This is a genomic window from Flavimobilis marinus, from assembly GCF_900113055.1.
GTDB lineage: Bacteria > Actinomycetota > Actinomycetes > Actinomycetales > Cellulomonadaceae > Flavimobilis > Flavimobilis marinus.
In genome coordinates, this window is record NZ_FONZ01000008.1 from 1 (window position 1) to 13,279 (window position 13,279).

The window sequence follows — 13,279 nt, forward strand, 5'->3', positions numbered from 1 at the left end:
ACCCAGGACCGTGGGAGCGTGTCGGACCTGACGTTCTCCAAGAACTGGGTTGACGGTGGTGCGTGCTCGGTGAACATCGCCGAGAAGAAGTACGGGCCCCTGTCGGGGCTGCGGTTCACCGACAACATCTTCGGCACCAACACCCGCCACGCCTACTGCGCCATCCTCAAGCCGACGACGACGACGATCGTCGAGTCGGGAAACACCTTCACGGACGGCCACGCCTTCAAGGTGTCGCGCGGCTGACAGTATCGCCACCACGGCCTCGGGCCCGACGCTGCGCTGGCGGCGTCGGGCCCGAGGCCGTCGGCGTGCGCCGGGAAGCGTCGGTGCTGGTGAGGGCGTCGCTCTCCCACGCCCTGAGACCAGGTTTGTCGCGGCTGTCGGTTTTCACCTAATATCGCCGCATTCGCGACAAGGCCGCCTCGGCCACAGGACTCACGCAGCACCGTCCGCCCTCCCGCCGCACGCCGTCTGCCCTCCGCGCAGCCTGCTCGCCCGAACGAAGGACCTCCCTGCATGCGAAATCACCGCGCCCCGCGCCTCGGCTCCGCCCTCCTCCTCGCCCTTTCCGGTCTGGTCCTGTCGTCGTCGGGCGCATCGGCCGCGGAAGGCACGGGCTCCGCGTCTGCAGGCCCCCGCACGAGCAGCGGCGTAGCCACATCGGTCAGCACCGAGGTGGACGCGTCCGTCGTGCTCATCGATCGCGCCGTCCTCTCGCCCGGCCAGGCGCGGGTCCTGGCGCTCGACGGGGTGCCGACGAACGCCACGGCGGTCGAGCTCGAGGTAACGGGCCGCTGGTCCTGGCGTCCGACCGACCTGTCGTTGTGCGCCGGCGTGGGGACGCCGGCCGACTGCCGCGCCACGCCGGAGCTCACCACTCCCGTGAACACCCCCAAGAGCGCCCGGGTGACGTTGGCGCTCGCGCCGGACGCGCCGGGGCACGTCACGATCCACAACAGCGTCGCGAGCGTGCGAGCCTCCGTCGCGGTCGTGGGCTACACGGTCCCTGCCCAGGCGGCGGTCTCGACGCCGGGGCCGGCCACGACCGGTGTGCCGGCAGGCACCGACCTGCGGGTGCACGAGGGTGATCTCACCATCACGGAGCCCGGCACGGTCATCGACGGGCTCGACATCCGAGGTTTCGTCCGCATCAAGGCGGACGACGTCACGATCCGGAACACGATCGTCCGGGGCCGCGAGTTCAACGAGAACATGCACCTCGTCCAGGCGTCGAACGGCACCAAGCGGGTCCGGATCGTCGACTCCGAGCTCGCCGCCGCGCATCCGACGCCATACATCAAGGGGATCGTGGGGGCTGACTTCACGCTCGAGCGCGTCGACATCCACTCGGTCGTCGACCAGGTGTCGATCACCGGGGACAACGTGACCATCACCGACTCGTGGTTGCACGACAACCTGTACTTCGAGAAGGACCCGAATTACAACGGGACCCCGACGCACGACGACAACATTCAGGTGTCCGTGGGCCGGAATCTTCGGTTCGAGCGGAACCGGCTCGAAGACACGCACAACGCGGCCGTGATGATCACGCAGGACCGCGGTGACGTCGGCAACGTCGTGTTCTCCGGCAACTGGGTCGACGGAGGCGCGTGCTCCGTGAACATCGCCGAGAAGTCCTACGGTCCGCTCGCTGGACTCGTGTTCACGAACAACCAGTTCGGCACCGCGACGCGGCACGAGCGGTGCGCAATCCTCAAGCCCACGACGACGCCGATGACCGAGCACGGCAACACGTTCGTCGACGGACACCCGTTCGCCATCAGTCGAGGTTGAGCCCACGACATCCCCTGGCGCGACCCACGGTCGCTAGACTGCCCGGCAGGCTGAGCGCGCCGCTTGGCCCTGGGGGAGCGGAGGGCGGATGGCTGTGCCCGTCGAGCGACGTGTCCCGGGCCAAGGTCGCGTGAGCGCGTCGTCCGCGCGTTCCCCAGGTCTGGGCTCGTCCGCGGCCCGGGGAGCCGTGGTCACGGTGGCTGGCCAGGGCGCGCGGATGATCCTGCAGATCGCATCGGTCATCGTGCTCGCGCGGTTCCTCGACCCGCACGAGTACGGCCTGGTGACGATGGTGCTCGTCGTCGTCGGTATCGGTGAGATCTTCCGGGACTTCGGCCTCTCGACGGCCGCGGTGCGCGCCGCGACCGTGAGCCCAGCCCAGCGCTCCAACCTGTTCTGGGCCAACACCGGGCTCGGGGTGCTGCTCGGAATCGCTCTCCTGGCCGCAGCTCCGCTCCTAGGTCGTGGGTACGGCGAGCCTGACGTCGTCCCGATCGCCCGTGCCCTGGCAGTCGTGTTCGTGCTCAACGGTCTGCTCACGCAGTACCGCGCCGACCTTAACCGCCGGCTGCGGTTCACCGTGCTCGCGGCCACGGATGTGAGCGCCCAAGCCGTCGGCTTCGCCGTGGCCGTCATGCTCGCCGTCAACGGTGCCGGCGCGTGGGCGCTCGTCGCTCAGCAGGTGACGCAGGCCGCGGTGCTCCTGGTGATCGTCGCGGTCGCCGCGGGGTGGCTGCCCCGCGGCATCGCACGAGACGCGCCGATGCGTGAGTTCTGGCACTTCGGGGTGAACCTCGTCGGTTCCCAGGTGATCGGGTACCTCGGCAACAACATCGACAGCATCGTGATCGGAGCGCGGCTGGGCGCGGGTCCGCTCGGCCTCTACAACCGCGGCTACACCCTGGTCATGACGCCTGTCCGCCAGGTGCGCGCGCCGAGCACGACCGTCGCGGTGCCGGTGCTCTCGCGGCTGGTGACCGACCCGCCGAGGTTCGCGCGGTTCGTCACTCGAGGCCAGCTGGCGCTCGCCTACCCGGTGATGATTGGGGTCGCGGTGCTGGTCGGCGTCGCAGCACCGGCGACGGTGGTGCTGCTGGGGCCAGCCTGGGTCGAGGTCGCGCCGATCATCCAGCTCCTGGCCGTCGCTGCGTTGTTCCAGACGCTCGCCTACGTGGGGTACTGGGTGTACCTCGTGTGCGGTCTGACCCCCCAGCTCCTCCGGTACAGCCTGGTGTCGACGGCTCTCAAGATCGCTCTCGTCCTGCTCGGCGCGCAGTGGGGGGGCGTGGTCGGTGTCGCGGCAGGCTACCTGGTCGCGTCGGCGATCGAGTGGCCCCTGTCCCTGTGGTGGCTGGCACGGCTGACGCCCTTCCCCGGCGTGGCGCTGACCTGGGCCGCCCTCCGGATCGTCACGGTCGGTGCGGTGGTGGCGGCAGCAGCCTACGGTGGAGCCCACGCGGGCGTGACCTCCGACGCGCTCGCAAGCATCGCGGGGGTGGCGGCGGGGCTGGCGTCCTTCGGGATGCTGGCTCTCGTCGTCCGGCCGGTGCGTCGCGACGTGCGCGCCGTCCTCGACGTGGCGCGGCTCGCCGTCGCGCGAGCGAAGTCCTGAAGCCAGCGTCGAGCGAAGTCCTGAAGCCAGCGTCCAGGGAGGTCAGGGGAACGCGGAGCGGCGCAACTCGAGGATGGTCGTGCGCGCCGTCGTGTGCACGACCGTGGAGGTGAACCCCGACTCGCGCAGCACCGTCGTGTCGGCGTCCAGGGCGGCCGCAGGGTGGTCGGCACGAACGACGACCCAGACCGTCTCGGTGTGTGCGAGAGAGCCAGCCGCGTCGGCGAGCGGTCGCGACCGTCCCCAGAGGGACGCGCTGGCCCCGGGAGAGGCGACGAGCGTCACGTCGGTGAGATCGGCAAACTGCGCCGGATAGGCCAACGCCACGGCGCGCAGCGAGCGTTCCGGGGCGCCGACAGCCTCGACCCGGACCGGGAAGTAGACGCCATCGCCGGGATCTGAGCGCTCCGCGACCAGCGCGGCGACGACGTCCCAGTCCGATCCGTTCTTGGCGTCCGCGCGGCGCTGCGAGGCATACACGGGCGCGGCCAGGACGACGACGACGGCGAGCGCCACCCAGGCGCGGCCGCCGCGCAGCGCCGCGATCCCGCTGGCCGCGAGGAGGGCCAGTGCCGGTGCGGCGACCGTGAGGTACCGAGGTGCGTACCCGGACCCCGACACGAGCGCGTAGCCCACGGTCCCGAGCGTCGGCACGACCAACCATGGTGCTGCCCACGCGGTGACCGGTGCCAGGTCCAGGCGCCCGCGCCGCCCCACCAGACCTGCCCCCCACACGGCGAGCGCCAGCACCACGAGGGCGAGGAGCGGGCCAGCCAGCTGCCAGGCGGTCAGCCCACCGCTCGGCGGCGCACCGGAGGCGGGGCCAGACACCGGGGTCGGGGTCTCGCCGAGGAACCACTGGTTCACCACGACGTTGCGCGCCAGGGTGACCGGATCCATGGTCGCGTCGCCGAGCTGATCGGACTGGCCCGCCGCGATCAGGACGAGCGGCGCTGCCGCGGCCAGGCCTGTCATGGCGGCGACCCCGGAGCGGAGGAGCGTGCGGCCCTCGGGGCGCACGAGCGCGGCGGTCGCGGCGTGCGCGCCGACCACGAGCCCGACGTAGACGTTGACGGCGACTCCTGCCGCGACGAGGGCCCCGTAGGCGAGCACCGGCCACCGCCGTCGATCGTGCCACGTCGCGTGCAGGGCCACGGTGGCCCACACGGCGAGTGCGAGGGCCAGCGCGAACGGCCGCGCCTCGATCCCCGCCCAGGTCACCCGTGGCAGCACCATGACGAGCGCTCCCGCCAGCAGCGCCGTCCTCCGCCCGGCCAGCCGACCAGCGAGGACGTAGGTACCCGTTGCGGCCGCTCCCACGGCGAGAGCGCTCGGCAGCCGCAGGGCGAGGGCAGAGTCGCCGGCGAGGCCTACCCACAGGCGCATAAGGGCGTAGTAGACGCCATGGACGGCGTCCACGTTGGCGAGCAGGTCCACCAGCTCGCCCCAGGAGCGGCGCGCGGCGGACGCGGTCGCTGCCTCGTCCGACCAGAGTGCGACCTGCCACGAGCCGAGCGCCGCGAGGAGCGTGGCGCCGAGGCCGATCAGCACGGCGTCGCGCCAGCGCGGCGCGTCGCCCGCCGCCTCGTCCGCGGGCTGGTCGGCGGCCATCAGGTGCCGCCGTCGACGGGTCCCGCCTGGCGATGTGCCCCGCCGACGGACGTGTCCGACGACGCGTCCGGTGCGTCGTCGAGGACGTCGGGCACCGAGAGCTCGGTGGTCGATACCTCGGTCGAAGAGGCTCCGGACACCTCGGTGGGGCCCTCAGGCGCGGTCACCATGGCGCTGGCTTCGTCGGCCGGTCCGTCGCTCGGCGCCTCCGTGGACTTCCCCCGGCCGACCTCGACGCCCGCCGTCACGCCCGGCGCCACCGCTCCGCGTGCGGTCGTCTCCCGGTCCTGGGTGGCTCGGCTGCGACGCCCCGCGCGCGACGGGCGCAGGGGAGCGTCCGCGGCGTAGTAGAGCTGCTCCGACTCGCTCGTCGGTACGGCGTTGGCGACGAGGCCGAGGCAGGTCGCACCGATCGCATCGAGCCCGCCGAGCGCGTCCACGAGCTGGCCGCGGTGGACGGTCCTGCAGCCCGCGACGACCACGGCGCCGTCGGTCAGGCGCGCGAGCACCGCTGCGTCGGAGACCGGTAGCAGCGGCGGTGCGTCGAAGATGACGAGGTCGTAGCTCGCGACGGCCTCCGCCAGAAACGCCTCCATGGCGGCCGAGTCGATGAGCTGGCCAGGGTTGGGCGGCTGGCCGCCGGAGGTTAGGACGTCGAGGCCCGCCGCGCCCCAGGGCTGGACCACGTCGGCGAGCGTGGCGCTGCCGATCAGGATCGTGGTGAGACCGGCCGCGCCCTCGAGCCCGCAGTACCGCGCGACGCTCGGGCGACGTAGGTCGGCGTCGACGAGCAGGACGCGCTCCCGCTTCTCCGCGACGGCGAGGGCCAGGTTGATCGCGGTCGTCGACTTCCCCTCCCCGCTGACGGACGACGTGAGGACGATAGACCGCAGGGTGCTCGCGGCCGCGAGGAACTGCAGGTTCGTCTGGACCCTGCGGTAGGCCTCTGCGTTGATGCCGTGCGGCTGGCTCACCATCGTGGGCGCCGACCGGCGTGACGACGCGCGGTCGAAAGGGATGGAGCCCAGCACGGCCCGCTCGGGCACTCGCGGGAAGTCCTTGGCGCTGCGCACGCGAGTGTCGAGCAGGGTCGTCAACAACGCCACCATCACTCCGAGCGCGACCCCCGCCGCGCCGCCGGTGACCATGAGCAGCGGGGTGCGCGGCTGGAAGGGCGCGCCCGGCACCTGCGCCTCGGCGAGCACGCTCATCTGAACCGTCTCCCCGCCGTCCTCTGCCGTCGGGGAGATGGTCGTGACCGTCGCGGCCAGCTGCTCGGCGACCGCGTTGGCGATCTGTGCCGCACGCCCCGGCTCCGTGTCCACGGCGGTGATCTCGATGATCACCGTGTTGAGCGGCGACGTCGCGGTGACCCTGCCCGCCAGGGCGCGTGCCGATACGCCGAGGTCGAGCTCGTCGATCACCGGGTCCAGGACCGCTGGCATCGTCGCGACCTGGACGTACGACTCGACGAGGTTCTGCGCGTACGTCGCGCCCTGCACCAGCTCGCTCACGGTCTCCCCGCGCGTCAGCGACACGAAAACCTTGCTCGTGGACCGGTACTCCGGCGTGCTGCTCCGCGCGAGTGCGAACCCGGCCCCCGCGCCGAGGACGGCCAGCACGACGATCACGAGCCACCGCTTGCGCAGCGCCCCTACATAGTCGCTCAGCTCCATGTGTCTTCTCCCTGTGCGTACCGGACCCTCGCGGGCCCCCCTGACGGCCTTGCCCTGCTCGCGGTCGACCGGGCGGCCGTCCCGGTCTCCCCAGACCGGGACGTGTCGGTCATACTGGCCGCGTGCCCGCAGCCACCCGTCACGTCCTGGTCGCTCATCCCTCCGCCGACCTCTACGGCTCCGACCGCCAGCTCGTCGAGTCGGTCCGCGCGCTCGTGGAGGTGGGCGTCACCGTGACGGTGACAGTACCCGCTCCCGGTCCGCTGTGCGGGGTGCTGCGTGAGGCAGGGGCGGACGTCGTCGTCGTCGCGGTGCCCGTGCTGCGCAAGGCGCTGCTGAACCCGCGGGGGCTGGTCGGCCTGGCCCTGGGAACCCCGGCCGCGCTCGTGCGGCTCGTCCGGCTCGTACGGCGGCTGCGCCCCGGCGCGGTCTACGTGAACACGCTGACGATCCCGCACTGGACCCTCGCGGCGCGGCTCACCGGCACGCCGGTGCTCGTGCACGTGCACGAGGCGGAGGAGGAAGGATCCCGGCTGGTCCGCCAGCTCCTCGTCAGCCCGTTGCTGCTCGCGCACCGCGTCCTCGTCAACAGTGCGGCTGCTCGTGCCGCGACCGCGCTCGTCCCCGGCATCGACCAGCGCTGTCACATCGTCTACAACGGTGTCCCTGGACCGCCGTCCCCCCAGGACCTGCGTGCGCGCGTTGCCGGGGACCGGGCACTCCTGGTCCTGGTGGCGCGGCTCTCGCCCCGCAAGGGAGTCGACGTCGCGCTCGAAGCCGTGGCGCGGCTGGTGGCCGAGGGGCGCGACGTCCGGCTCACGGTCTGCGGCACGGCGTTCGCCGGCTACGAGTGGTTCGAGGACGAGCTGCGCGCTCGCGCCGCGCAGGCCGACCTCGCCGGCCGGCTCACGTTCGCCGGCTACGTCCATCCGACGTGGCGGGCGCTCGCGGACAGTGACGTCGTGCTCGTGCCCTCCCGCGCGGAGCCGTTCGGCAACACCGCGGTCGAGGCGATGCGGGCCCGACGGCCGGTCGTCGCGTCCCGCGTCCAGGGCCTGCGGGAGATCGTGGAGCACGGACGCACCGGCCTGCTGGTGACCCCAGGCTCCGCCGACGAGCTCGCTGCCGCCGTCCGGTCGCTGCTGGACGACCCTGCGCTCGGCGGCCGCCTCGCCGCGGCGGGCGAGGCGGCCGCGCGCACACGGTTCGCCCCCGAGCGCTATCGCGCGGAGATCCGCAGCGCCGTCGCGGAGGTCGCGCGGAGCCGCCGGGCGGGTCATCGGCGCCGCTGAGCCAGCGCGCGGAGCCCGGCGCCCGTGCCTCGCACAGCGGGCAGGACGCTGCGACGCGGCCGGAGCAGCGCGCGGCGGCCGCCGCGGAGCACGACGTCGCGCGCGTACGGCAGCGCGCGCCAGGCCCAGCGAGCGCGGTCGCGCGCACCCAGGTTCCGCGCGGCGAACAGCAGCCGGTTTCGGCAGTTGAAGTACACGTAGAGCGGTGACTTGCCGCGGCCCTGCTGGGGAGCCTCGGCCTGGGTGCCGCCGACCTCGTGCACGCAGAGCAGTGCCTCGTCGACGCCGAGCCGGCCACCGTTGCGGACCCAGCGCCACGACAGGTCGACGTCCTCCCAGTAGAGGAAGTAGGCGTCGTCGAAGCCGCCGCGGGTGCGCCAACCGACGCCCGACACCGCGAGGCACGCGCCGGTCAGCCACAGGCACTCGCCCGGGCGCGGGAGGCGTGACGCCGTCCTGCCGGTCCGGACGTCGAGGCTTGCGCCCTGGAACCAGGTCGACCCGTCCGCGCGCACCACGCGGGGCGCGAGCAGCAGCCCGGGATCCGCCAGGACGGCCGTCGCCAGTGCGCGGGCGGGGTCTGCCTCGACCCGGGCGTCGGGGTTGAGGAAGAGCAGGACGTCGGCGCCGCGCTCGAGGGCGACGTCCGCGCCGACATTGCATCCCGCCCCGAAACCCAGGTTGGTGCCAGGGGCCACGAGCGTCCAACCGCGCGTCTCGCACAGGGCCTCGATCGCGTGGGCCTCCGCGTCCGTCGTCCGGTTGTCCACGACGACGACGTCCCACTCGTGCTCGAGCGGCCGAAGGTTGGCCTCGAGCAAGGAGTGCGAGCCGTAGCTCACGACGACGACGGCGGGATGCATGCCGCTCCTCCGGTCGGTTGCTCGGACACCAAGACCTGATCCTCGCTGGTGCATCGGCAGGCCACCCGACGATCCGGAGGGGAGTGGGAGGTGAGAAGTCGGGTGAGGGCGGGGTGAAAGGTCTCGGATCGGGCTGCGGTGGCCCATCCGGGCCGCAGAATCGGTGTGTCCACCCGTGGCTGCCGCCACCCGTGGATCTGAGAGGTCGGGGGACCGCATGTCAGGGAATCATCGCGACGTCACGGCGCGCCGGCACGTCCTGCTGGTCGCAGCGGTCACGCTCGTCGTGGCGGCACTGGCCGTGGCCTGGTCGTGGCGCGGCACGCAGGCGGACACGGACGCGAGCGAGGCTGTTCAGCTCAGGCCAGCGCCCGGAGCGTCGGTCACGCCCGGGGAACCCGGTGCTCCGCAAGCATCGGCGAGCCCTGACCCGGACGACGCGGACGAGCCTGCGCAGCCCACGCAGACCGAGGCGTCCGCGACGACGCCCCCCGCGGACCTCGACCCGCTGCCGCCGCAGGAGCGGACCGTTGCCGAGCCGGTGGCGTTCGACGAGCCGGCGACTCCGGCCGCCGGGGTGGCCGCAAAGATCACCGCGATCGAGGACGTCCAGGGCGAGGCGACGCTGCCGGGCGAGGTCGCCGGCCCGGGGCTGCGCGTCACCGTCACGCTCTCGAACGACACGCGCGAGACGCTCGACCTGCGCGGCGTCGTCTGCAACGTCTACCTGGGCAAGGCGCTCGACCCGGCGCTCGCGCTGCTGGAGCCGGGCGGTGCTCCGTTCCCGGAGGAGCTCGCTGCCGGGGCCGAGGCCGAGGGGATCTTCGTGTTCCGCGTGCCCAAGGACGCCCGTGATCGCGTCCGGCTCGAGCTGGACGTCTCACCCACGAGCACGATCGTGCTCTTCGAAGGACGCGCGGTGGCCCGCGGATGAGGCCGCCACGCATCGCCCCTGCACAACGCCGTACCGCACGCGATCAGGCCATCGGGGCCCCCGACGCGTCCAAGCAGAGTGAGGTCATCATGGGACCAGGACGTCGCGCCCGCCGGGTGCTGCTGAGCGCGGCGACGGCCGCAGCCCTGATGGTCGGCGGGCTCGTGCCCGCGACCGCAGCACCCGCACCCACGCTGCCCGCAGCAGCGCTGCCAGCGGCCACCTGGCCCGCGGAACCGGGCGTGCCTGAGGGGATCACGAAGGTCGGGACCGAACCGCTGCCGACCGTGCAGATCAACGGCGTCGCGTGGACCCAGCTCGTCGTCGGGACGACCGTCTACGTCGGTGGAGAGTTCACCTCAGCGCGTCCCGCCGGGGCGCCCGCCGGCACGTCCGAGGTCCCGCGGAGCAACCTCCTGGCCTACAACGTCCAGACGGGCGCTCTGATCGGGTCTTTCAACCCCCAGGTCAACGCCCAGGTCAAGGACCTCGCCGTGTCGCCCGACGGCGCGACGCTCTATGCCGCAGGCTCGTTCACCCAGGTCGACGGGCAGACGCGATACCGCGTCGCAGCGTTCAGCACGGCCACCGGTGAGCTGACGTCGTTCCGTCCCACGGTGAACGCGACGATCAACGCCGTCGAGGCCACCAACACCACCGTCTACCTGGGCGGCATCTTCTCCACCCTCAACGGGGCCCCCCGGGTGAAGGTCGGCGCCGTGACTGCGGCGAGCGGCGCGACCCTGCCCTTCGAGGCGACCATCGACAACCGCTCGGTCCAGGCGATGGCGATCGAGCCGAGCGGTGGCTCGATCGTGATCGGCGGGAACTTCACGTCCGTCAACGGCTCGTCCAACCCGGGCTACGGGCTCGCGCGGCTCGACGGCGCGACGGGCGCGATGCTGCCCCTCCCCGTCAACGCGTACGCCCGCAACGCCGGGGACAACGGCGCGATCCTGCACCTGAGCGCGGACGACGAGAACTTCTACGGCAGCGGCTACCACTACAGCAACAATGGAAACATCGAGGGCACGTTCGCGGGAACCTGGGACACGGGCGACCTCTCGTGGGTCGACGACTGCCACGGCGACACGTACGGCGCGTTCCCGTTCGAGGGCGCCGTGTATCAGGCCTCGCACAAGCACTACTGCGGCAACTCCGGCGACGGCTTCCCGCAGACGGACCCGCAGGCCTCCTGGTCGTACAACCGCGGGACGGCGCTGACGATCGAGCCGACGCTCATCAACCGGCCCGACATCTACGGCTACCCCGACCACGACGGTGAGCCCGGCGCGACCCAGCTCAACTGGTACCCCAACATCAACGCGGGCTCGTACACGGGCAAGAACCAGGGCCCGTGGAGCGTGGCCGCCGGAGCCGGCTACGTCGTCTACGGCGGAGAGTTCACGAGGGTCAACAACATCCCGCAGCAGGGACTGGTGCGGTTCGCGTCGACGGACATCCGCGACGAGACCGACGGACCGGTGCACTCCGGCGACAACTTCCCGGTGCGTGCCGTCTCGCCGGCCGCGGGCACGGTGTCGGTCAGCTGGCGCGCGAACTACGACCGCAACGACGAGGAGCTCACCTACCGCCTCTACCGGAGCTCCACGAACCAGCCCGCGATCTACGAGGAGACGGTGCGGGCGCGGTTCTGGCGCCTCCCGACGCTCAACTTCATCGACACCGGCCTGACACCGGGGAGCGAGCAGCGCTACCGGGTCGTCGTCCGCGATGCCGCCGGCAACGAGAAGACGTCCAGCTGGGCGACCGTGACCGTGGCAGGATCCGGCACGCTTGGTGAGTACGCCGCTCAGGTCCTCGGTGACGGGGCCAGCGCCTTCTGGCGGCTGGACGAGACGACCGGTGCCACCCTGGTCGACACGACGGGCCTGCTGCCGATGGCCGCGGGAACAGGGTCGGCGCCGAGCAGCGAGAGCGCGATCGACGGCGACGCCGGCGGTGCTCGCACCTTCGACGGCACGGTCCAGGGTTCGGCCGGGAGCACGGCGGCCGCTGCCTACCCGCCGGCGGTGTTCTCCACCGAGGCGTGGTTCCGCACGACGACCACCCGAGGGGGCAAGATCCTGGGCTTCGGCACCAGCGCGTCGGGATCGTCGTCGCGCAACGACCGGCACATCTACATGGACAACTCCGGCCGGCTCCTGTTCGGGGTGCAGAACAACGCGCGGAACGTCGTCGCCTCGACCGGGAGGTACAACGACGGGGAGTGGCACCACGTGGTGGCGACGCTCAGCCAGGCGGGGATGCAGCTGTACGTCGACGGCGCGCGCGTCGCGAAGCGCGACGACGTCATCAACGCCAGCGCCTGGCGCGGGTACTGGCGGCTCGGCGGAGACAACCTCTCGAGCTGGTCGAGCGCGCCCACGAGCCACTACTTCGCGGGCACGATCGACGAGGCCGCAGTGTACGAGGGCACCGCGCTCACGCTGGACCAGGTCCGCGAGCACTACGACGCCTCGGGACGCGCGCTCGCTCCCGTCACGGCCCCGGCCGACGACTACGGCGCTGAGGTGTTCTCCGCTGGCCCCGACTTCTACTGGCGGTTCAGCGAGGACGAGGGCACGACGGTCGCCGACTCGGGTCCGTTCCGCACCCCCGGAACCGCGACCGGGAACGTCGTGCGCGGCGTGCCCGGAGCGCTCGCGGGCGTGGACGATCCTGCGATCGAGACCACCGGCTCAGGCGGGCACGTCTTCAGCACCGGCGAGGTCACCAACCCGCAGGAGTTCGCCGCTGAAGCCTGGTTCTCGACCAGCTCGACGAGCGGCGGCAAGATCATCGGGTTCGGTAACCGGCAGACGGGCACCTCGAACAACTACGACCGGCACGTCTACATGCGTGACGACGGTCGCCTGGTCTTCGGCGTCTACACCGGTCAGGAGAACACGGTCCTGACCGACGCAGCGTTCAACGACGGTGCCTGGCACCACGTCGTGGCCTCGCAGGAGCTGCGGTCCGGGATGCGGCTGTACGTCGACGGCGAGCTGGTCGGCACCAACCCCCAGATCCGCTCGCAGAACTACGCCGGCTTCTGGCGCGTGGGCGGGGACACGACCTGGAGCGGTGCGTCGTCGGCGTTCCTCATCGGGTCCTTCGACGAGGTCGCTGTGTACCCCCGGGCACTGACAGCCGAGGAGGTCGCGCTGCACCACGATCTCGGGGCGACGGACGGACCGGTGAACCAGGCGCCGACGGCGGCGTTCACGCACGAGGCCGACGGCCTGGCCGTGACGCTCGACGCGTCCGGGTCCACGGACCCCGACGGTGAGGTCGCGTCCTACGCGTGGGACTTCGGTGACGGTGAGCAGGGGACCGGAGCGCAGGTCGAGCACACCTATGGCGCGGCGGGCACCTACACGGTGACGCTCACGGTGACCGACGACGGCGGGGCGACGGACGAGCAGGAGGCCGAGGTCACGGTCACGGCTCCACCGGTCAACCAGGCGCCGACGGCGGCGTTCACGCACGAG

General features: G+C 72.1%; 9 protein-coding genes. 6 read left to right on the plus strand and 3 right to left on the minus strand.

Features of this window, described 5'->3' with window-relative positions; all coding sequences use genetic code 11:
* From BMZ30_RS13370 to BMZ30_RS13380, 3 genes are all read left to right on the plus strand, one after another.
* Positions 1–246 (plus strand): hypothetical protein (locus BMZ30_RS13370; protein WP_219810235.1); only part of this gene is annotated, 246 nt, incomplete at its 5' end.
* A gap of 273 nt (positions 247–519) precedes the next feature.
* Complete coding sequence (locus BMZ30_RS13375) at positions 520–1,797, plus strand: right-handed parallel beta-helix repeat-containing protein (protein WP_143073214.1); 1,278 nt, start codon at positions 520–522, stop codon at positions 1,795–1,797.
* A 130-nt stretch (positions 1,798–1,927) separates the two neighbouring features.
* The gene (locus BMZ30_RS13380) at positions 1,928–3,409 is read left to right on the plus strand and encodes a lipopolysaccharide biosynthesis protein (RefSeq protein WP_229828798.1); all 1,482 of its coding nucleotides are present in this window, start codon (positions 1,928–1,930) and stop codon (positions 3,407–3,409) included.
* A 42-nt stretch (positions 3,410–3,451) separates the two neighbouring features.
* On the opposite strand, the gene BMZ30_RS13385 is transcribed toward BMZ30_RS13380, so the two are convergent.
* Positions 3,452–5,020 (minus strand): glycosyltransferase family 39 protein, encoded by a 1,569-nt coding sequence (locus tag BMZ30_RS13385; RefSeq protein ID WP_093379889.1) that lies wholly within the window; start codon positions 5,018–5,020, stop codon positions 3,452–3,454.
* Positions 5,020–6,696 carry a tyrosine-protein kinase domain-containing protein gene (locus BMZ30_RS13390; protein WP_093379892.1) on the minus strand — a complete coding sequence of 559 codons (1,677 nt, stop codon included), beginning with the start codon at positions 6,694–6,696 and terminating at the stop codon, positions 5,020–5,022. Before BMZ30_RS13390 ends, BMZ30_RS13385 begins: the two co-directional genes overlap by 1 nt.
* A gap of 122 nt (positions 6,697–6,818) precedes the next feature.
* On the opposite strand from BMZ30_RS13390, the gene BMZ30_RS13395 reads away from it, so the two are divergent.
* Positions 6,819–7,988 (plus strand): glycosyltransferase family 4 protein, encoded by a 1,170-nt coding sequence (locus BMZ30_RS13395; protein WP_093379895.1) that lies wholly within the window; start codon positions 6,819–6,821, stop codon positions 7,986–7,988.
* On the opposite strand, the gene BMZ30_RS13400 is transcribed toward BMZ30_RS13395, so the two are convergent.
* Complete coding sequence (locus BMZ30_RS13400) at positions 7,973–8,851, minus strand: glycosyltransferase family 2 protein (protein ID WP_093379898.1); 879 nt, start codon at positions 8,849–8,851, stop codon at positions 7,973–7,975. The two genes, BMZ30_RS13395 and BMZ30_RS13400, sit on opposite strands and share 16 nt — an antisense overlap.
* 217 nt (positions 8,852–9,068) lie before the next feature.
* Between BMZ30_RS13400 and BMZ30_RS13405 the strand changes: the two genes are divergently transcribed.
* Complete coding sequence (locus BMZ30_RS13405) at positions 9,069–9,785, plus strand: hypothetical protein (RefSeq protein WP_093379900.1); 717 nt, start codon at positions 9,069–9,071, stop codon at positions 9,783–9,785.
* An 89-nt stretch (positions 9,786–9,874) separates the two neighbouring features.
* Positions 9,875–13,279, plus strand: a 3,405-nt coding sequence (locus BMZ30_RS13410) for a LamG-like jellyroll fold domain-containing protein (protein ID WP_143073216.1), incomplete at its 3' end; no start/stop codon positions are given.